This is a genomic window from Aporhodopirellula aestuarii, assembly GCF_023701485.1.
GTDB classification, from domain to species: Bacteria; Planctomycetota; Planctomycetia; order Pirellulales; family Pirellulaceae; genus Rhodopirellula; species Rhodopirellula aestuarii.
In genome coordinates this window covers 17130-37810 of record NZ_JAMQBK010000095.1, presented here as the reverse complement: position 1 = coordinate 37810, position 20681 = coordinate 17130, and the positions used below count along the sequence as shown (strand labels likewise).

General features: G+C 56.2%; 13 protein-coding genes. 3 read left to right on the top strand and 10 right to left on the bottom strand.

Annotated features, from left to right (window positions below; genetic code table 11):
* The first annotated feature begins 173 nt into the window (after nt 1-173).
* On the top strand, nt 174-1667 hold the full coding sequence (locus NB063_RS28815; protein WP_250932619.1) for a sialate O-acetylesterase: 1494 nt from the start codon (nt 174-176) through the stop codon (nt 1665-1667).
* Between the two features lie 105 nt (nt 1668-1772).
* On the opposite strand, the gene NB063_RS28810 is transcribed toward NB063_RS28815, so the two are convergent.
* Nucleotides 1773-4013: a glycosyl hydrolase family 95 catalytic domain-containing protein gene (locus NB063_RS28810; RefSeq protein WP_250932617.1), complete on the bottom strand. Its 2241-nt coding sequence runs from the start codon at nt 4011-4013 to the stop codon at nt 1773-1775.
* A 432-nt stretch (nt 4014-4445) separates the two neighbouring features.
* Between NB063_RS28810 and NB063_RS28805 the strand changes: the two genes are divergently transcribed.
* Complete coding sequence (locus NB063_RS28805; RefSeq protein WP_250932615.1) at nt 4446-6194, top strand: sulfatase; 1749 nt, start codon at nt 4446-4448, stop codon at nt 6192-6194.
* A 62-nt stretch (nt 6195-6256) separates the two neighbouring features.
* Here NB063_RS28805 and NB063_RS28800 read toward each other — a convergent pair whose 3' ends face one another.
* Nucleotides 6257-7630, bottom strand: coding sequence for an outer membrane protein assembly factor BamB family protein (locus tag NB063_RS28800; protein WP_250932613.1), 1374 nt, complete (start codon nt 7628-7630; stop codon nt 6257-6259).
* Nucleotides 7627-8772 (bottom strand): FG-GAP repeat domain-containing protein, encoded by a 1146-nt coding sequence (locus NB063_RS28795; RefSeq protein WP_250932611.1) that lies wholly within the window; start codon nt 8770-8772, stop codon nt 7627-7629. Before NB063_RS28795 ends, NB063_RS28800 begins: the two co-directional genes overlap by 4 nt.
* A 258-nt stretch (nt 8773-9030) precedes the next feature.
* Here NB063_RS28795 and NB063_RS28790 point away from each other — a divergent pair, with 258 nt between their 5' ends.
* Nucleotides 9031-10566: a hypothetical protein gene (locus NB063_RS28790; protein WP_250932609.1), complete on the top strand. Its 1536-nt coding sequence runs from the start codon at nt 9031-9033 to the stop codon at nt 10564-10566.
* Between the two features lie 112 nt (nt 10567-10678).
* Here the strand turns inward: NB063_RS28790 and NB063_RS28785 are convergent, their stop codons facing one another.
* The 7 genes from NB063_RS28785 to NB063_RS28755 form a co-directional block, all read right to left on the bottom strand.
* On the bottom strand, nt 10679-12922 hold the full coding sequence (locus tag NB063_RS28785) for an APC family permease (protein ID WP_250932607.1): 2244 nt from the start codon (nt 12920-12922) through the stop codon (nt 10679-10681).
* A 387-nt stretch (nt 12923-13309) separates the two neighbouring features.
* Entirely contained in the window at nt 13310-14665 is a 1356-nt protein-coding gene (locus NB063_RS28780) for an MFS transporter (protein ID WP_250932605.1), read from the bottom strand.
* Complete coding sequence (locus NB063_RS28775) at nt 14640-15428, bottom strand: N-formylglutamate amidohydrolase (RefSeq protein ID WP_250932602.1); 789 nt, start codon at nt 15426-15428, stop codon at nt 14640-14642. The genes NB063_RS28780 and NB063_RS28775 overlap by 26 nt, the downstream gene beginning before the upstream one ends.
* Nucleotides 15395-16627 (bottom strand): glutamate-cysteine ligase family protein, encoded by a 1233-nt coding sequence (locus NB063_RS28770; protein WP_250932600.1) that lies wholly within the window; start codon nt 16625-16627, stop codon nt 15395-15397. The genes NB063_RS28775 and NB063_RS28770 overlap by 34 nt, the downstream gene beginning before the upstream one ends.
* A gap of 20 nt (nt 16628-16647) precedes the next feature.
* Complete coding sequence (locus NB063_RS28765) at nt 16648-18123, bottom strand: RimK family protein (RefSeq protein WP_250932598.1); 1476 nt, start codon at nt 18121-18123, stop codon at nt 16648-16650.
* A 4-nt stretch (nt 18124-18127) separates the two neighbouring features.
* Nucleotides 18128-18958 carry a C39 family peptidase gene (locus tag NB063_RS28760; protein WP_250932595.1) on the bottom strand — a complete coding sequence of 277 codons (831 nt, stop codon included), beginning with the start codon at nt 18956-18958 and terminating at the stop codon, nt 18128-18130.
* A gap of 174 nt (nt 18959-19132) precedes the next feature.
* A complete protein-coding gene (locus NB063_RS28755) occupies nt 19133-20599 on the bottom strand; it encodes a sulfatase family protein (protein ID WP_250932594.1) in 1467 nt (488 codons plus the stop codon).
* Nucleotides 20600-20681: the final 82 nt, after the last annotated feature.

Sequence of the window (20681 nt, the reverse complement as noted above, 5' to 3'; positions counted from 1 at the left end):
CGGAGAAGGGGTGACTCACTGAGTCTTGCGTAGCTGCGTAGTAACGACAACTTTGACGTTGCAATGATGTTTTCGGTAAGCGATTGAGTCAGCCATGACGAGGACCCACTCCGCCCGCGAGTGCGTGTCCGATGCAAACTTGAAGTTCGTCGATACTATTAAGGATCTAGCAGATGCATTTGTCCGTCCGAGTGGCCCAAACAACGATCACGTGTGTGATGTTGTGGGCATCCATGATTTCTGGCGTGGTCGCCGCTGAAGAAAAAACACTGCAAGTCGCAGGTATTTTCGGCGACCACATGGTCTTGCAACAACAGCGAGACAATCGCTTTTGGGGGACGGCAAAGCCGGGCGATGAAGTTTCGGTGACCGGATCATGGTCCGATGAGACCTCGACGAGCGTGGCCGATGAGCAAGGGAATTGGCACGTCTCGCTCATGACGCCTGCCGCGGGTGGTCCGTTTGTGGTCACGATCAAGACGGATGATGACTCCGTTGAACTGAACGATGTCTACGCCGGTGAAGTTTGGATTTGTTCCGGCCAATCGAATATGCAGTGGAGAATGCGTGGCTTCGGCGTGGATCATTTCAAAGAAGACGTGGAGAAAGCAAACTACCCACGTCTGCGCTACTGCGAAATCCCCGCCGTGGTGTCTTTGGAAGGACAGGACGACGTCAAGACGCAATGGACGAAGTGCGATCCGCAAACGGTGCTGAACCTGAGTGCCGTCGGATTCTTCTTCGGTTCACGATTGCATCAGGAGCTCGATGTGCCGATCGGATTGGTCTCGTCGAATTGGGGCGGTTCGAGTGCGGAAGCATGGGTGAGCCCTGAGGTTCTGCGTGAACAATTCCCTGAGTTCAACAAAGTGCTCGACGGATATCCCGCGATCGCGGAGGAGTCAGGCCTGACTTACACACGCAGCGAGAAGAAACCGAAAGGATTGAAGCAGACCAGTCCGGCGGTGTTGTACAACAGCATGATTCGCCCGCTGATCCCGTACGCGTTTCGCGGTGTGATTTGGTACCAAGGCGAATCAAACGTGCAGAATCCGAAACAGTATCAAACGCTGTTTCCAGCCATGATCCGCGATTGGCGGACACGGTGGGGGCAGGGCGATTTCCCATTCTACTACGTTCAAATCGCTCCCTTCGCGTACAAGACGAACCCGATGAGCGCCGCGTTCCTGCGTGAGGCCCAAGTGATGGCTCTGTCGGAACCCAACACCGGGATGGTGGTGACGATGGATATCGGTGATGCCACCAACATTCACCCGAAGCAAAAGAAACCGGTCGGTGAACGTCTCGCTCGCCTCGCGTTGGCACGCGACTATGGACGTGAAGGTTTGGTCGATTCAGGACCGCTCTACAAGAGCCATGCTGTCGAAGACGGTGCGATTCGCTTGACCTTCACCGACATCGGTAGCGGCCTCGTTGGTATGGATGGAAAGGAACTGACCCATTTCACCATCGCGGGGGCAGACAAGCAGTTCGTCGACGCGGAAGCGGTGATCGACGGCGACACGATTGTCGTCCGCAGTGATGCGGTTGCCGAACCCGTTGCCGTGCGATACGGATGGGGCAGTGGCGACATTCCAAACTTGGCAAACCAAGAAGGTTTGCCTGCGTCTTCGTTCCGCACTGATGATTGGCCGATCACTGAATAAGGCGATCACTGAATAAGGCGATCCCTGTTTAAGTCAGATCCCAGAGTTTGGGGTCTGACCGAAGTCTGCAAGACGATGGCGTTTGATTCGTTGAACGCTGTCAACCTAACGCGACGTGAGCCCGAACGGATTCGGGTTTGTGTCGTTGGGCGAGGTTTCGATTCGCGGTGTCGGTTTGGTTTGTCCTTTCGGCCAGAACAATACCGTGGCGCCTTTGGACAACGAAACCTGATAAACACCGTCACGCTTTGATTCGACGGTGCTGTTATCCGAGGTCGCCCACTCGGCGTCGACCAGTTGAGGTTCCACCTCGACACTCCCGCCGACTTCCGCGGTGACTTCAACCCAGCTCGTTTTACCGGCCTCGCGTCGGGCGCTGACCAAGAACGCTCCTTCGCATCGGAACTGGTCGAACTGTGCGCCAAACCAGGGTTTCGGCATTGCTGGGAAAACACGGATCCTTCCACCCCAGCTTTGAAGCAGCATTTCCTGCATCGTGGTGGCGCCATGGAGCGGTGTTTCGATTACCGGTAACACACTCAGTTCCGTGTAAAACGTATTGGGGTGAAGAAACGACTTGAGGCGGTTGAGGAAATCGTAAGCTCGATCGCCATCTCCTAACAATGCGGAAATGCAAGCTCCGCCGGTGACCGAATATCCCGCCATGGGGCGTCCGTGATCGTGCCAGTTCGAAAGGCTCAACTTGATGAGGTCGCGATCACTCTGCGACTCAGGCGTCAACGTGTGGAGCGGGTAGATCGCGAGTAAATGCGACCAGTGACGGTGGCCGCCTACGAGTGATACGTCTCGACCGATCATTCGCCCGGTTTCATTGATGTGTACCGGGACGAGCTTTTCTTGCACCGTTTTCCAGTACGCGATGAGTGGTTCAGTCGACTCGTCGAGATTCTTTTCTGAAGCAAGCTCCAGAAGTCTCCCCGTTGCCCATCGCAGCAAGTCGAGATCGTAACTGCAGTCTTCGGCGATCCGATATTCGGGGCTATATGTTTTCGGCAAATGCAGAAGTCCATCGGATTCTTCGACCAAAAAATATCGGTAGTAGTTCACCGCACGAACCAATAACGGATACAGAGTCTCATCACGCAGTTCTTCGTCCTGCCAATAAAGATATTCGAGATCCACATTGTGGAGTGCCCACAACAGGTTGCCGCATTCGAGGCCGATGTTGGCGTCTTTGGGCGGACGTCCCGTTCCGGGTTGCCCGGCGTGTCCGGCCAAATCCCATCCTGAAGTGGAGCGGCTGATCGCGTAAGAATCACTGCGGTATTCTTCGGCGACGTTCAGTGCCAACTGATCGCGGCACTCGCTCAACCGACGCGAGAGGGCGGAGCCCATGCCGCGACGATTGGCGGTCGCAAATCCACTGTGCGAGAGCTGCGCGTTCAGGTTCCACCAAATCGCATTCCATGCCGTCGGCTCCAACCAGGGGCCTTGATTGTCGATGATCCATTTTTCGGCTCGAGTGGCACAGGCGAGCTTGTATTGCTGGATCCAGTAAAACGCATCCCAAAAGGGATCGCCTGTCGAGAGATAGCTGAGTTGGTAATAGTCATGCCACCACTGTCGGTGCTCAGCGAGCCACTCGTCCTGATCCGCCGCAGCGGCTGCGCGAACGGCTGCCACGGCGAGACTTTCGGCATCGTTGCCGGGAAACGAGTGCATGACGCTGAGCCAAAGCCGCGTTTGTCCCGACGATTGCGACTGGTACCACGCAACGGCGGTTTGGCCACCGGCGTAGAGATTGTGCACTGAAGTCTGGACGCCATCGTCTAACGTTTTGTGTACGGCAGGAGGGTTGGACGGGGTACGTGGTAGTTTTGCTCGAAGAGCTCGCGGGTTTTGTGCCTCTTCCGCAACGTAGACAAACTTGGTCGCCTCGAGGTCACCGGTTGCCGCCATCTCGAACCGCATCACGGGGGAGTTTGCGTGAACGACCGTTCTCCATTGGGCCTTGCCCGACTTCGATTGATATTCGCCGGTTGCTTGGGCGTCCCACAGCGAGAGTCGTGAGGTGCTGCCGACTAGCTTTTCGGGGCACTCGACCCGCACATGTCCAATGAAGAGTCGGCCGCGATTGAGCACTTCGACGTTCTTTTCGCTGAGGTCGTCCTCACTCGCCGGGCGGTGATCATGAGCCGCGGAATTGCCGACCGTCCATCGTACCGCTTGGTCGTCCTCCCGGTACATCATCGTTCCCTGTTCGCCGTTGCCGAGAAATGGAGATTCCATCCAAGTTTTCGGCAGTCGCTCCCAAATCAAATCGTATGCGGCCAGTTCGTCAGCCCATGCGATCTTGTTTTCTGCAGCAAAGCTTGGAGATGCCAAACATAAGATTCCTGCGCAGACAAACGTAGAAGCAAGTAGCCGCGCATAAACAATGTGGTTTGTTAGCGATGCGATGGTATTAGTCACACGTGTCGAGAGTGTATCGTTCTTCATAGGGAGTGTTCAGTTGATACGATCGGAGCGGTTGGAAGTCTCCGTTCTAGTCAGACACGGGACGATTTTCTAGGAGTGGCTTCATCATGCCCCAGGGCGGTGCATCCCTTATCAAGCCAGGAAGGTGACGCAACTGTCATTGATTTCGGATTGATAGAATGATTGTTCGGAACGATTCATTTTGTTGTTTCATGGGATCGCTGGGGATTGATTCTTTGGAGTATGCTGGCTCGAGTCTGCCTGTTTGAGCGGACTCGATTCGACGTCGTTGTTGACGTTCGGTGTTTCACTCTCATGTAATTTGCGATGCGTCCTGCCATGCAAAGATTCTGTTTTCAAAACGTCGTGTTGATTGCCCTGCTGGCTATCGTCCACGGTTCAAGTCACGCCGAGCAACGTCCGAACGTGCTGTTCATCGCCGTCGATGACTTGCGGCCGTCGATCGGGTGTTATGGGGACCCGCACGCGATCACGCCGAACATTGATCGTTTGGCGTCGAAGGGTGTGCAGTTCAACCGGGCGTATTGCCAAGTCGCAGTGTGCAACCCGTCGCGAGCGACGTTGATGACGGGGCTTCGTCCCGACAAGCTTGGCGTGTGGACGTTACCGATTCACTTTCGCGAAGCCATGCCGGATGCCGTGACGATGCCGCAGTGGTTCCGAAAGTTTGGTTACACGGCTGTGAGCCACGGCAAAATCTATCACAACCCGACGCCAGATCCGCAGTCGTGGAGCGAACCGATTCGCAATCTTCCGCCGCTGCCATACGTTTATCCGGAAGGCACCAAGACGCAAATTAAGAAGGCACAGGATGCGTTGCCCCCCAACGATTGGAGAAAGAACAATCTCCGCGGGCCGAGCACAGCCTCTCCGGAGCTGCCCGACGATCAAATGCTCGACGGCGCTCGAACAAACATGGCGATCGAAGATCTGCGACGATTGGCGAAACAGTCCGAGCCGTTCTTTCTGGCGATGGGTTTTATCCGTCCTCACTTGGCATGGGTTTCGCCGAAGAAGTACTGGGACATGCACGACCCGAGCAAACTGCCGGTGCTCACCAACCAACAGATCACTCCCAATACACCACCCTACGCACTGCATAACAACAGTGAGCTGACGCACTATGTCGATCTAATTGATCTCCCGCGTCCTTGGGATGACCGTGAAGTATCAAGCGACAATGCCCGGCATCTGATGCACGCGTATTACGCTTGTGTCAGTTACATCGACGCACAAATCGGCAGGTTGCTAAACGTTCTGGAGGAGGAAGGTTTGGCCGGCAATACGATCGTGGTGCTGTGGAGCGACCACGGTTGGAAGCTCGGAGAGTATCGAGGTTGGGGCAAGATGACCAATTACGAAATCGATGCTCTTGTCCCATTGATTGTGGCTGGACCGGGAGTGGACGAGGCTGGAAAGCAAAGCGACCAGTTAGCGGAACTGCTGGACCTGTATCCGACGCTGTGCGAATTGGCTGGCATCGAAGTTCCTGAATTCATCGACGGTGTGAGCCTCGTTCCTAACTTGAAAGACGTTTCCGCGAAGGTTCACGACGGTGCGGTCAATCAGTACTACCGCAATTTCGAGGGGAAACAGTATATGGGGTATTCGGTTCGCACGGATGACTATCGTTTGGTCGAGTGGCGAGACTTTTCCACCGGTGAGGTGACCGATCGAGAGATGTACGATCACCGTACTGAACATTCTGAGACCGAAAACATCATTGCGACTGCGGACGCGGAACTCATCGATGAACTCACCGAATTGCTGTTAAAAACGCATCCGCGAATCGGATTGGTGATGACGCCAGCGATTCATTCGAAAGCGACCGGCGAGCAAGGGCGTACGGAGATCGCGTTTGAGAACCAGAGCGACACATTGATCCACGTGTACCCGATCACTCAAGGCGGACGACGTGGCAAGGTTCGTAGAATTCCGCCAAGTGGTCAGGGGAAATTTAATACCAACGTTGGCAGCGTTTACGTCGTCGAGAGTCACGACGGCACGATCCACGAGATCCACACGACGACGGAATCGGTGGAAAAAATTGTGATCAAACGCGACTGAGGACCGAGCGGAAACGATTTAGCGAATCCCGCTAGGGGAAAACCCCCCGTCCAACTCCTGTATCAGTTCGTTGGTTCGGAGTTTCCGATCGCGATCAAACGTTTGGTGGTGCGGAGGTATAGGACGCCGTCGGAGATTGCCGGGGTTGCGAAACAGGGTTCGCCGACGGGATTTTCAGCCACTAATTCATACTCGGGACCAGTCGCCAAGACATAAACGGTGGCGTTTTCGGATGCGCAAAGAACGTTTCCATCGACGGCGACGAGTGATGCGATGATGCCCGCGTCTTTACCCAAGCGTTTCTCAAACATCTTTTCGCCGGTCTTGGCGTGAAAACATCGCACGACTCCGTTGGAGTTGCCAAGGTAGAGGTAATCGCCTGAGACGACGGGCGTCGACATGTACGACCCTCCACGCTCGGTGTTCCAGACGATGGCCTCGGATGGTTCCTCTTCATCGAGTGACAACGTCCCACGGGCGTCAGGGCGAACGACGTAGATCGGAGCTTTGCCGCCGTGGGCGTTGGTGATGTAAATCCATCCGTTGGCTACAAACGGAGTCGGGATTGGATTGTCACCGCCGCCCTCGAGTCGCCAAATTTCTTCGCCGGTTTCGAAGTGATAGGAAACGATCCAAGGCCAACCGTTAACGATCATTTGAGTAACACCATCGCTTTCGTAAACCAGCGGCGTGCCCCAGCTGCGTTCGCACTCGTCGGCTCGATCGACCTTCCAGACTTCCTCTCCATCGGCCAGACGTAGGACCGTTACGAAAGGATGGTCGGGATCGTCACAGATCAATGCGACGCGATCGCCGTGAATGACCGGTGAACTCGCGTAGCCCCATCCGATACCGTATTTGCTGACATCGATCACGCCGAGGTCGCGTTTCCAGATCAGATTTCCGTCGAGGTCGTAGCAATACACACCTTCTGAACCGAAGCAAGCCACCAGTCGATTGCCACTGACGGCGACGCTCGTGTTGGCGTGTGTCGCTTTGCTGTGTCGGGTCGCCCGAGGCATTCCTTGGTGAGCCGTTTGTCGCCATATCTCTTTGCCGGTCGTCTTGTCGTAGCAGAGCACGATCCAGCTTTGCGAGCCGTCGTCTTCGGCGGCATCGATGTTTCCTCCGGCGGCGATGTTGAGTTCCAAGTCGCCCTTATCGGCAACCGCCGTCAGCAGAAAGATGCGGTCGCCTTGAATGATTGGGCTCGAATGACCAAGGCCTGGTACTTCGGTATCCCACAGCATACCTTGGGTGGGTCCGTTTTCGGTATCGGCGTTCCAAGTCGTAGGAATCGAACCACCCTCGGAAACGCCGCGAGCACGGGGGCCCCGAAAAGACGGCCAATCCGTTGTTGATTGTGCGTGTGCGGACGATGTCAGCGTGAAAGCGCATGCAAACAGAACGGAAAGTTTCACGGTCAACGTCTTCATGGATTCAATCGTGGTTTAGCGGGGCGGTTGAGAAAGATACGGTTCATGGCATCCGAATTTGCCACGGCGATGTCGGCGTACCCATCCCCATCGAGGTCGCCAACGCTCAGCCCGTAAGTGGCTGACGGTTGTCCGAAGGGGACTTCGTCGAAGTCGGTTGGGTCACCTCGGCGAAGGAATACCGAACACGGTTGATTCAGATTGCCAGCGATAATGTCGAGTACGCCGTCGTTGTTCATGTCGGCAACCGCGATCGCGTATGTTTGACTGTCCGAGCTTCCAAACGGAATCGATTGTGAGACGCCGCCGGCACCATCACCAAGATAGAGTTGGTTCACTTGGCCGATGTTTCCGATCACCCAATCCAATTTTCCATCTGCGTTGAAGTCAGCGATCGCAACGGCTCGCGATTGGTCGTTGCCGCTGCCAAACGGAACGCGTTTCGAAAAGTCCAGGTTGGCAGCGCCGAGCAATACTTCGTTGGGTTGGCGATCCCGATTGGCGAGAACCAAATCGAGATATCCGTCGTGATTGACATCGCCCGCGGCGACATCGATTGTCGAATCGTTATCGCGTCCGAACGACGAGGCGAGTTGAAAGTTGGCGTTGCCGTCGTTGACGTAAATGCGATTGGGACGCCCGCGACAGGTTGTGATGATGTCGACATCGCCGTCGCGGTCGAGGTCAACCACCGTCAAGCTGCGAAGACTCGAGACGTCGCCGAACTCGGTGTGCTCGGCGTAATTACCCGCGCCGTCGTTTAAGAAGATTTGGCCGCGAGCCATGTCATTTCCAACGGCAATGTCCAAATCGCCGTCACCGTCGAAGTCAGCGAGTTCGCACGCATAGGTGGTTCGCATGTCGCTACCGAGTGGGCGGACGACCGAGTATTTAGCGTTGCCTTGATTGATGAACAGATAATTGCGTTGCGGCCAGTGGCGACCGTTCGCGACGACGATGTCCAAATCTCCGTCGGCATCTATGTCGCCGATCCGAGCGGAGGCGGAACGAAGACTTTCCGTACCCAGCGTCATGCGTTCACTGGTTACAAAAATACGGTCTTGCGCGACGACGGATTGCCCGACCAGGATAGCGACCGTGGTCGCCATCAACCAACGTGCGTGTCGACCGGTTGCTTGCATGCTGTTTGTCCGTGTTCGTAGCGAACAATTGGAAATCAATGGATTGGCGTTCGGCGTAGTCTAGTCGTACTTCTTTGACTTGACCACGCAATCGACGCCGCGAAGCGACTTCGCGAATCATTTCATGGCGAACGGGCGTTCATCCGCCGTTTTGCAAAACGTTATGTAAGTCCAAGATTCCTTAGTAGGCGGAGTCAGCCGCGCGTTAGGATAGACTTCGGTTGAACGAACCTGATTCGAATCGAAAGGGGATACAAAATGGACGGTCGGTCGGACAAACAAGGACGGCGAACGTTCTTGCAATTGGCGGGTGCTGCTGGGGCCACGTTGACGCTCAATGAATTCGGGTTTCTCGGAAGTCTTCCAAAGGTGTCGGCGGCCGAGTCACGGTTGCCAGCGGACGCGGTTCAGTTTTCATCCGACATTGAACCGTTGGTGAGGTTGTTGGAGGAAACGCCTCGCGAAAAAGTGATTCAGACATTTGCAGCGAAAATTCAAACCGGAACCAGCTACCGAGAAGTTTTGGCAGCCCTGCTGTTGGCGGGGGTTCGAAATGTCCAGCCTCGGCCGAGCGTTGGCTTCAAGTTTCATGCCGTCTTGGTGGTGAACTCGGCGCACCTCGCGAGTCTCGCGGCTCCCGATACCGATCGTTGGCTGCCGATCTTTTGGGCGTTGGATTATTTCAAATCGTCTCAAGCTCGCGACGTCAGGGAAGGCGATTGGACGATGGCGGCGGTGGACGAGTCGAAGGTTCCTCCGTCGCATCAAGCCGAGCAGGCGTTCCGTGATGCGATGGACGCGTGGGACGTTGAGGCGGCCGATGTGGCGGTGGCGGCGTTATGTCGATCGGCATCGGCAGACAAGATTTTTGATTTGATGTCTCATTACGGATGTCGGGACTTTCGCAGTATCGGGCACAAAGCAATCTACGTCGCGAATTCCTATCGAACGCTCCAGTGCATCGGTTGGCAGTACGCCGAACCCGTGCTGCGGTCGCTCGCCTACGCGATCCTCAACCACACCGGCGATCCGAATCCGTCGACGAGTGAACTCGCCGCGGACGCGGCCTGGCGGGTGACGATGGAAAAACGCGGCGAGCTTGGTGAAAAGTGGAATCACGGTCGACACGACCCAGCGGCCACGTTGTCGCTGTTAAACACGCTACGTGGATCAACTCCTGGTGAAGCGGTGGAAGCGACCGCCGAAATGCTGGCCCGCGGAGTGTCGCCACAATCGGTAAGTGATGCGTTGTTCTTGTCCGCCGCCGAAATGCTTGGGCAGCAACCTGGGATCATCTCGTTGCATTCCGCGACGGCGACGAATGCGATGCAGTATTCATTCCGAACGGCCTATCGCGATGAAACCCGCCGCGAGTTGTTGCTGCAAAACGCAGCCTTCATCCCGTACTTTCGAGATTCGATGCGTTCACGAGGAAAGGTCGGATCTCAGAAGATTGACGGCGAAATGGCGGTCGATGAATCGGCCGGATCAATGAACGTAGACGAAATGTTTCGCACCGTTTCCGAGGATCGGCAAAAGGCCGCAGGCGCGATGAGGGCGTTTTTGAGCAGTGGCGGTCGCCCCGAGTTGCTTATCAATGCCGCCCGGCGACTGGTGTTTCTCAAAGGAAACGATTCGCATGACTACAAATTCAGCTCCGCGGCGTTGGAAGATTTTTACGCGATCTCGCCCGAGTTTCGATCCGCGTACCTCGCCAATGCGGCTTACCTGCTGCCGGGCAGCAAAGATCGCGACAACGGGTTGGTCAATCGGGTACAGGAGGCGTTGGCCTGAAGCGTTTCACGCGGCGAAACGCAATGCCTTCCCGTGGGGAGACGGAGGCGATCCTCCTGCCTCCCTTTATTGTCTTGGAAGCGAAACGGTCTGCTGACCGCGGTGACCTGTCCTACGATTCCAACGCCATGCCGCCGGCGCTGTCGATGAAGAGTACCCGGGGGAGGTCGCCGGCGATGGATTCCATGCGGAGGTAAAGTTCCATCTCGTGCCCCTCTTCGGGAGTTTGAAAGCCGAGTAGCACGATCGCGGCGTCGGCGGATTCTTTGGGGATGACTTCTTGTGGGGGACGATCGGTAATGACGACGGTGGGAGTGAACGTGATCCGCGACGCGGCCCCCAGTTCGGCCATGCTGCGTTCGACTTCGGGTTTGGCTTCGGGAGCCGAGACGACACGCATCACACGGATCTTGTTGTTTCGCCAGCCCGGATTTTTTTGTAACAGGTGAGCCAGCAACAACATCAATGCTCCGTTGGCCATCCCACGCCACCAGACGTCGATCGTTCCTTCGGGGACGCTCCAGTGTTCTTCGAGTTCGGAAGACTCGTCTGCGGTTTCGGACCTCTGGCGATGGCTCATGAAACGTGCCGCCAGAATGCTGCGTCTCATCTGGGCGATAACGCGAATGTTGGCCCCGAACGATTCGGCACGTTCTTCACGTGGCCAACCTAACAACACAGTGTTGGGGCGGATGCCGCCGATTCCGTGGCATTGGATCAGAGACTCGATACCATCGGAGAGCATTTGATTGCATGTGACCACCGGGAACGCTTCGAGCTGTTCTTTGGCGATGAAGTTGCGAAGCGTTTTTTCATATTGCTCGCGTCGCTCCGCGTGGACTTCGATGTCCCCGCAAACGACGTGCGCGAGTGTCAGAATGCCTTGCCCCGAAGTCAACCAATAACCGTAGATTGGAATGTGCGGGCGGGTCCAACCCGTGCCACTGAGGGCCATGATGACCGGTCGCCAGTTCTTGGGGTGGTAAACTTCGGCCTCTAATCTCAACAATGATTTGCGTGCCCGCTCAAACATCACGCCGCTCTGCAAATCGCCCCAGCGGGATTCGATTTCCTTGGAGCGGATGTACCAGTGCAACGCGGCTATGAACGCAATCGAAACGCTGGCCCAGATCCAATTGATGAGGAACATGACACCAAGACAACCGATCGTCCCGGCGAGTGACGTGATCCAGTGGCAATAGCGAAACGTGGGGCGATAGCTCGGGTTTTTGGTGATCGCTTCGTAGAAGGTTGCCAGGTTGAGCAACCCATACGTGATCATGAAGAACATGGTGATGATGGGCGCGATTGCATCGAGATCGCCCAGCAAAATGCACGCTTGGGCGACGACGAATGTGAGCACGGTCGCTCGACGAGGTTCGTTTGTCGGGCCGCTGCCGGAGCCGAAGAACTCGAGCGATTTAAAGATTTTGTCATGCGCGAACGCTTGCAAGATTCGCGGCGCGCCCATCATGCTGCCCAGCGCAGACGACAGAGTCGCCGCGAATACGCCCGCTGTTATCGCCAGTGGCCACACCGCGATGTCACGGATCACCATGTTGTTGCTGATCAGCTCATCTGCCGGGCGGGCACATCCGAGCAAGATGGCTTGCGAGAGGTAAACCAATGCTGTGACCAGGATGGCGAGCAGCGTTCCTTTGGGGATTGATTTGGACGGATTTGCCAAGTCGCCCGACATATTCGCGCCTGCCATGATCCCGGTCACAGCGGGGAAAAACAACGCGAACATCGTGTACAGATTTTCGCCCTCGGCGAATTTTGGTGTCAGGTTCGCTCGCAAGTAGTCAGGATTAAAATCCGTGATCGCGCCAGCATAAAACGATCCCAGTGCCATCACCAAAATGGCGAGGATGAAATACTGCACCCGGATCGTCCAACCGGCACCGATGTAGACGCAAACGAACGTGCCGAGGTTGACCGCCGTGGCGACCTCGGTGAAGTATGGATCCCACTTGGGGAAGGTGAACGAGAATGCTTCGGTGAAACCGATCACATACATCGCCACCGAAATCGCTTGAGCCGAAAAGAACAGCACTCCGATCGCTCCGCCGAACTCGACGCCAAGACTGCGGCTGATCAGAAAATATGCCCCGCCGCCTTTGACACGCGTGTTGGTCGCGATCGATGAAAGCGACAACGTAGTCAAGGTCGTGATCGTTTTGGCGGCGAGCACGATCAGGATGGCGTCGAGGATTCCCGATTGTCCGACCACTTGGCCGAACCGCAGGAACATGATCACGCCCAGGATCGTGAGCGTGCATGGCGTGAAGACGCCACCAAACGTCCCGAATTTCGTAGCTTGCGATCCTTGCTGGGTCGTGACTTGCGTGTACAACGGTTGGACTTAGTTGATGGGAATTCAGTACGCGATCGGTATTGGTATTCGCCTTGATTCATGCCGCCGGCGGGGCGGTCGCTGTGCGGTAGCGAAATTCGGCAAGCGTTTCGACGGAAGCGATATTTGCTGAACGTCTTGACGGATTGTTGATTCAATCAAGTCGTGCGAATGATCGAGCCGATCGTGGCCGGACGTGTCATTGACCGGATAGCTCGATCTATCGCTGACACATTTGGTGGTGGAATCAATACTCCGCTTGTGGACTTCCGCTACGGAGGGCCCGTGAAATCAGATCGACCGATGTGGTGCTACCAGCTTTCGTACAGAAAGGCAGGATTGTAACGCAGGATGCCGTATGGATGATTCGTAATCTGATGCGATCTTTCATGTCTCTTCGGCGCTCGCGACAATCGGTGCCGAGACACTGCCGGCTCCCAATCGGACCGAAAGGATGCGCATGCGGATGGATTTCAGCGAGACGTTCGGCAACACGATACTGGCCAGCAAGGCGACGCAGCACATTCGACCGATCGACGAGATGCCGAAGAGGTAGTAGTAGGTTTGCGATTCGCATCCGAGTTGCGAAAGAATTGCCGCACCGGTTAACGCACCGGCCGTCATCGCCAACGCGTTGGCAAAGTTGTAGTAGGTCAGCAATCGGGTTCGCTGACTGGCGGGCAACATTTCAAAAAACAGCAGGAAGAAGCCGAGTTCGTAGGCTGCCCACATGAAACCGCTGGTGATCTGAACCACAGCGAGCCAATAGACGTTGGTGGAGATGATCCAGAGCGACGATAACGGAACGAGACCGATGCCGCCAAACCAGAGTACTTTCGTGGCGCCGGCCTTTTCGGCAATCCGCCCCCAAAACGCGAGCGAGGTGACTTTGCTTAGGAACGCGAGGGACACCAAGCTGACGTAAGCTCCGTAACCCAGTTCCAATTGCCCAAGCATGTAGGGCACGAAGTACGGGCCGCTGAGTTGAATGAAAATCTGCATCGCGACCAAGTACGCGAGCAAGCGAATGGCAGGCTTGGTGTCGGTGTTTGCGAGATCGATTTTCGCCTTTTCGGTCTGTCTCGCAAACTTGGCCACGGTATTCGTCGGTTCACGTGTCAGGTGCAGGAATGCAGCCGAGAACAGTCGCAGCACCGCGGCGAGGCAGAACAGGCCCGCAAATCCGAGCAACGCGATTCCTCGCTCGGATGTCCAGTGCAGGACCACGCCGGCGATCATCAACGCGGAGAACGTGCAGGTTTGTTGTAAACGCGAGCGTTTTGCAAAGAACCTCGCACGCCGCTGCGTTGGGACAATTTGTTCGATCCAAGTGTTCCACGCCGGACCCGTGGAGAGACCGGCGGCCCAGTAAACCGAAGCGATGAGTAGCATCATCGGAAGCGTCAGGGTGCCATTCCACGCGGCGAACGCCAGCGGCAAGAATGCGAGTGCCTGCAAGGCGGCCCCCGTAGCAATCCAGCGCCGGTATCCGCCGATGAGTTTGATCGCCATCGGCGAAACGAGCTGCAGCACACCACCGACCAACAGCGGAACGCTCGCGACGATGCCAGATGCCGTTTCGCTTAATCCGATCGCCAGGGCAAATGCCGCAAAGTAGCTCTCACCGCAGCCCACCATGCCGCCGAAGCACGCCGCGTCCGCCATGCTGCGACCCAAGTTGGGGTCGCTTTTCGCTTCCCTTTTCAGGTCCGCGAGTTCATGACGGGTGAGTATCCGATCCATCTAAAAAATGTGTCCGGTGTGGGAGGGTTTGTAAGAGAGCTTTTACCCGTTTGGCTTGAGCATCAACAGATCGTTTTGCAAATCGATTGTTGATCTCGACTTCCACTCCAACGTAATCATGGTCGGCGAATTGTCGACGCAGAACGGTCGTAAAACCGTCGTCGACACCCTTATAGGGTTCGTTGGGACGCACACGCAGCGAAGGGAATTGGCAAGCCAGTTCTTGCTGCCACCGTTCGCAGAATTCGGCTTCCGATTTTCTCGCAGGATCAAAAAGTAAACCCACGTCGATGTCCCGCCAGACACCCCTGATTCGCGGCGTGAAGGTGTGGATTGAGAGGTGAAACACCTGGTGGTGATCCGTGATTCCTTTTTCGATCGCCGCCGTCACGCGGTGGCGGTACGGGAAATAGTGTCGTTCCAACAAAACCGCGGTTTCAGACGGGCTGAGATTTTGGGTGAATTTGGAGAGCAGTTCGGGATTGTCGGTCGAGCGATTTAGATCAACGAGCAACCGGCTGGTCGTCGAGGAAATCGGTTCCACGCCGAGCGACCTTGAAAACTGCAACGCTGCTTCAAACGCCCCCGGGTCGTATCCGCGATGACTCTGAATCGCCGCTCTTGCCCCGGCACTCGCAAACCTCGACGCGTACTCGGCGGGCACCGCGTTTCCGCCGTGCTCGCATGTGATCACGAAGATTGGCGGCATTCTTCTCGCGTGCTCACCCGTCACGGCTTGAACGGTTCCCAGGTGTCGAGGCAATCGGCGAGTTCATCGTACAAATCGTGCAGGGATTGGCGGTCGAATGTGGGGCCGAGGCTCGTGATGATTCGCGTCGCGAGTGTCCCGTGTTCCATAATGATGTCGATCGGTGCGAATAGGCTCGCGAGCATCTGGTCGCTTCGTCGAACTCGATCGAGCAACGTCGCCCAGAGTTCCTTCGCCGTCAGAGATGGTTTGTTGATGTTGAAGAGTTGCAAATAGTCGCGGTCGACGATCAGGCTGAACTCGGCTTTCACCGTGGTGCGGTCGAGCATGTCTCGCAGCCTCCGCGTGGAAAACGGTTGTTGATCGGACGTCCGAGACCAATCTTCGCTGACCAGCGACTTGATCACTCCGATCGCGGCAGCGCAGATCGCCACGTCCGCTCCGGCGTATTCCTGCACGTCCATTACCCGCAGTTCGACGGAGCCGCGGTCAAAGCGAGCGATCGCACCTCTCGCGTTCAAAAAATCGACCTCGAACACCCCGTCGACGTCATGCGGTTGAACGTCGCTGGCAATGGGAGCGAACACTTCGCGTCGGTAGGTCGCTTCGTCGTAGATCGGTTCCGGGATCAGATCGCCTGTCAACGAGGGCATCGCGTGACAGTGGCCGGCATAGTGATGCATGCGGTTGTCATGCAGCCCAGACCGGCGACCCTCCAGCAACGGAGAGCTCGCTGCCAGCGCAGGCAACAACGGCAACACCAACCGCACGGCCGCGTGGAGGCGTGCGAATTCGGCATCCCCGTCAAACGGCAAATTCAAGTGAACGCTCTGCACGTTCGCCCAGCCATGCGTTCTGCAGTCAAAGATGCGGTCGAAGGCATTATAGATCTCGGCGTTTTCGTGCGGCCACAATTGCGTTTCGGTCGTGGGATCCATCCACGGATGCATCGCCGTGGGAAGCAAGCGTACGTTCAATTGTTCTAAGACCGGACGCAGTTCGCCGATCGCGATTTCGAACTGCGACGGCAGCGATCGCAGGTTGGACGCAGGCAACGTCGTCTTCAGTTCGATCACATGTCGGGCGAGTTCGTTGGACCAAGTGATGGGGCCGGACTCGTAGTCGCTCGCCGCTTCTCGGCCAGACAAACGCGACAGCATCTCGTCGGCGATCGGACGCACGTCGAGCGTGTCGCGGTCGACGATCATGTATTCCATTTCGATGCCAAAGGCGTCGAACAATTTCAGTGTCATGGGAGGCGGATGCCAGACGATTAAGAGGAGGAGTTTTGTTTGGTGGCTTCGATTCGGCGAACGAAAGATTCCATGATCCGTCGATAAAGTTCGTCGCGGAGCACGGCGTCTTCCACGCCGGAGTCCAAGTTCGGGTTGTCGTTGACTTCGATGACATAGAATTGCCCGTCGACCTCCTTCACGTCGACGCCATAGAGCCCGTTGCCGATCAAATTGGCTGCTTTGACAGCGGTGGCGACTGCCTTCCGTGGGGCGGTCTCGACTGGCAGCGTATCTGCTTTTCCGAATCTTGGATTCGCTGGAGAAGCCGAGTCGTGTTTGGCGATTTGCCAGTGTCCGCGTGCCATGTGGTACTTGCACGCAAACAGCGCACGCCCATCCATCACGCCGATTCGCCAATCGAAATCGGTCCGCATGTATGTCTGCGCGATCACGAGTTCAGAGTCTTCAAAAAATTCCGCCAATCTCGCACGAAACTCATCCGAGTTGGCCGCTTTGACGACTCCCTGCGAAAACGCGCTGTCAGGACGTTTGAGCACACAGGGATACGAGATCGTTTCCGCGAGTTCTTCGACGTTGCGGCGGTGAACGATCGTGGTTTCGGGAGTCGGAACCTTGGCCCTGGTCAGCAACTCGGCGAGGTACACTTTGTTGCTGCAACGGAGAATCGACACCGGATCATCGATCACGACCATGCCGGCTGCTTGGGCACGGCGGGCAAGGCGATAGGTGTGGTGACTGACGGCGGTGGTTTCGCGAATGAATAACGCGTCAAATTCCAACAAACGGCTCGAGTCGGTACGCATGATTAGTTCGGCGTTGATGCCTTCACTGGCTGCGGCTTTGATGAGTTTTTTGAGTGCGGTTTCGTCAGAAGGAGCCAATTGACCTTCGGCGGGGTTGTGCAGAATCGCCATGTCGTAACGCATCGATTTGCGTTTGGGACGGCTCGACCTTCCCCGAGCAAAATGTCGCTTCGCCGCTTGAGCGACGAACATGCGGTGGGTCGTGGGCACGGCGCTGAGCGAAATCGCGGAGGCCCGACGGAGTCTCCACTCGCTACGGCGGGAAAACGTGAACCGCAGCAACGGTGCTTGGAAGACGTTGTACAACTCGCGTGAGAGACGGTCGTATCGCTTGGCCAAATTCTCGCCAAAGTAGACGCTCAATACGAACTCGTCGCTCGTCAATCCTTTCAACGAGGTGCGAATCAGTTCCTCTAGATATTGAGGAATCAAACGAACGGCTGCCGATCCCGATAGGTCTTGAATGGTCGTGACGTCGGGCACCGGACGTTCGCCGCGTGCTTCCGCCAAGAGGGAAACGTAGTATCCCATGCTCTGATACGCGTACGAGCGACTGAGGTTGTAAACCCGAGTCCGTCCGCGTGTTTTGGTGTCCGGCGATGCTAGGTAATCGCGAGGATCAACGATTTTGACGTCTTCAAATTCGCCAATCCAATCGTCGTTGGACTCCGCAACCAAAATGGTTTTCATGGAATTAGGATTTCTCGTCCGGAAAGATGGTGAGCAGATTTGCATCGAAGGTGACGATTCCAAGCAAGATCGCGGAGGTAACACGTGCCAACGGGGCGACGTATTTGTTAGTCGGAGCCATCGGATTGGGGTGGAGCGGATCGGCGATCAACACGGTTCGATTCTTGGGGGAAAAACCATGCATCACGACGAAGTGACCCGTCGGGGAACCGCCAATGTCATCTGGCTTGCCCCATTTCGTTTCCCGCGATTCGCGGTACAGGTACGTGGCACTGAGGCCACATAAAATCGGCGTCTCCCTCGCCAACATCGAGACCAGCAGGATTTCATCGAGCGGTTGCATGCGGACCTGACCGCCGAGAGCCAGGTAGGTGAGGTACGACTGGGTGGATGCCCTCAATCGATCGATGTCGATGTTGCTGTGGTTTTTTTTGGAGTGGAGCTGCCGTTCCAATCGATCCGCCAGAACGGTCGCAGACTCGATTTCTCCGTCTTCGTTGAACCAAGTCGGGTCAAACAGTTGCAGGTTGTATGTGACAATTGACGCGGAGTAACCACGCTCGAGGGCATCGCAGGCGAGGTCAACGGCTAACGTTCCGCCGCCATCGAGTTCGCCGATCTTGCCGAGCAATTCCTTCAAGTCGACCGGGCGATTCCAATAGTCGTAAACGGCGGCCAAACAGGTGGGGCCGCAAGACGTGTCGTTGGGCTGGGACTGGATCTCAAGGGTGAGTTCGTGCGTCAAGATCCGCACCGAGCAAACTTCGAGAGACAATGCGACGGCACCACACCAATGGGGCGTCTCTTTGCTATCACCACCAACAATCCCTTCCAATGAGCAATCGTTACCGGATTCTAACCGCGTTCCCTGTGGGAACCGATTCGCGAGAGAATGCGCAGACTCTCGCGAACGAAGTCGTCTTAATAGCGAACCGGATGCCAGCCCACAATCCCATACCGAAACGTTCCCTCACCAAACTTGGTTTCCCGGTAGGGGGCTGACCTGAGTCTATTCGTGGCGACCCGAGGGAGATTGTTCGCGAATCGCCATGCAGCCTGCTTCCAATCTCGCGGCGACTTCGGGGTAATCGTCGATTACGTTGTTCTTTTCGGCGATGTCCGTCGAAAGATCGAACAACTGGTAGGGCCGCTGGTCGGCAACGCCTCTTGGCTGTTCGCGACCACCGGATCCGTTACCAAGGACGAGTTTCCATTTGCCGTCGCGGATCGCAAACATGCCGGCGACCGAGTGATGGATGACCGGCGGACGCGTAATCGGTTGACCAGACAAAGCATCTAGAAAACTGTAGCTATCGTCGGCGCTCTTGGGACCGATTTCGGCCTGGATCACGTCGGCGAGCGTCGCGAAGACGTCGGTCAAACAGATCGTTTGGTCCGACACCGACCCAGGGTTCGCGTGACCTGGCCAACGCACGAAGAACGGAACCCGGTGTCCCGCTTCCCAAATGTCAGCCTTCGTCCCGCGGTAGACACCGTTGGCGCGGTGATGATCGGCTCGGTACTCTTGTTGCGTTTCGTCCTCAACGTGGTCGACGAATTTGGGATTATCCGTGCAACGCATGAACGATCCGTTGTCGCTGGTGAAAATCACGATTGTGTTTTCTCGAACCTTGGCGTCATCGATCGATTGAAGAATTTGACCGACGGTCTCGTCCACCTGAGCGACAAAGTCTCCGTACGGTCCGAGTTCAGTCGTGCCGCGAAAGCGAGGGTGAGGCAGAACGGGTTTGTGCGGACCGGTAAGAGGCACATAGAGAAAGAACGGCTTATCTTCTGTGACTCGAGAGTCGATGTAGCGGTCTGCCTCGCGAGCGATGTCGTCGAGCACGTTTTCCATCACCAAATCAGGTGAACGTTCTCCTTTACGAAGGTACGCAGGGAAATCGTTCGCCGGCTGAGCCAGGGACGGAAACGCGGTCAGTTCGCCGTCGCGGATGTAAACGTACGGTGGAAAGTCCAGCGATGCGGGAATGATGATCGACGAATCAAAACCGTGCGTGTGGGGGCCGTCGCTTACCGGTTTGCTAAAGTCGAACTGCTTGCCATCCTTTGCAAATCCAAGACCGAGGTGCCATTTGCCGACGATCCCGGTGTGGTAGCCGTTTGCACGCAGCATTCCGGCGATCGTTTCGCGGTCGGCTTTCATCAGCGGCTCGCCGTAACCGTTGAGCACGCCCTTCTTGAGGTTCGTCCGCCAACAATACCTGCCGGTCAACAATCCGTACCGCGTCGGCGTGCAAACCGAGCTCGGCGTGTGTGCGTCCGTGAACGTCATCCCGTCACCGGCAAGTCCGTCCAAGTTCGGCGTCGGTATTTTTGATTCCGCATTCAACGCATGAACGTCGCCCGATCCCATGTCGTCCGCGAGAATCACAACAACGTTCGGCCGAGCATCCTCAGCGACGATCTGCGTCGCAAGAAATAACGCACAAAACAAGCTTAGCAGGTGTTTCATTGGAAAATCCTTCAATAGAAATGGTCGACTAATTTGAGTGAGAACGCAGATCCATGTTCTCGTTCACAAGACGAATCTGCCG

Coding starts and splice junctions, on each gene's coding strand:
- NB063_RS28815 (WP_250932619.1), top strand. CDS start 174: ATGCATTTGTCCGTCCGAGTGGCCCAAACAACGATCACGTGTGTGATG.
- NB063_RS28805 (WP_250932615.1), top strand. CDS start 4,446: ATGCAAAGATTCTGTTTTCAAAACGTCGTGTTGATTGCCCTGCTGGCT.
- NB063_RS28800 (WP_250932613.1), bottom strand. CDS start 7,630: ATGAAGACGTTGACCGTGAAACTTTCCGTTCTGTTTGCATGCGCTTTC.
- NB063_RS28795 (WP_250932611.1), bottom strand. CDS start 8,772: ATGCAAGCAACCGGTCGACACGCACGTTGGTTGATGGCGACCACGGTC.
- NB063_RS28790 (WP_250932609.1), top strand. CDS start 9,031: ATGGACGGTCGGTCGGACAAACAAGGACGGCGAACGTTCTTGCAATTG.
- NB063_RS28780 (WP_250932605.1), bottom strand. CDS start 14,665: ATGGATCGGATACTCACCCGTCATGAACTCGCGGACCTGAAAAGGGAA.
- NB063_RS28770 (WP_250932600.1), bottom strand. CDS start 16,627: ATGACACTGAAATTGTTCGACGCCTTTGGCATCGAAATGGAATACATG.
- NB063_RS28765 (WP_250932598.1), bottom strand. CDS start 18,123: ATGAAAACCATTTTGGTTGCGGAGTCCAACGACGATTGGATTGGCGAA.
- NB063_RS28755 (WP_250932594.1), bottom strand. CDS start 20,599: ATGAAACACCTGCTAAGCTTGTTTTGTGCGTTATTTCTTGCGACGCAG.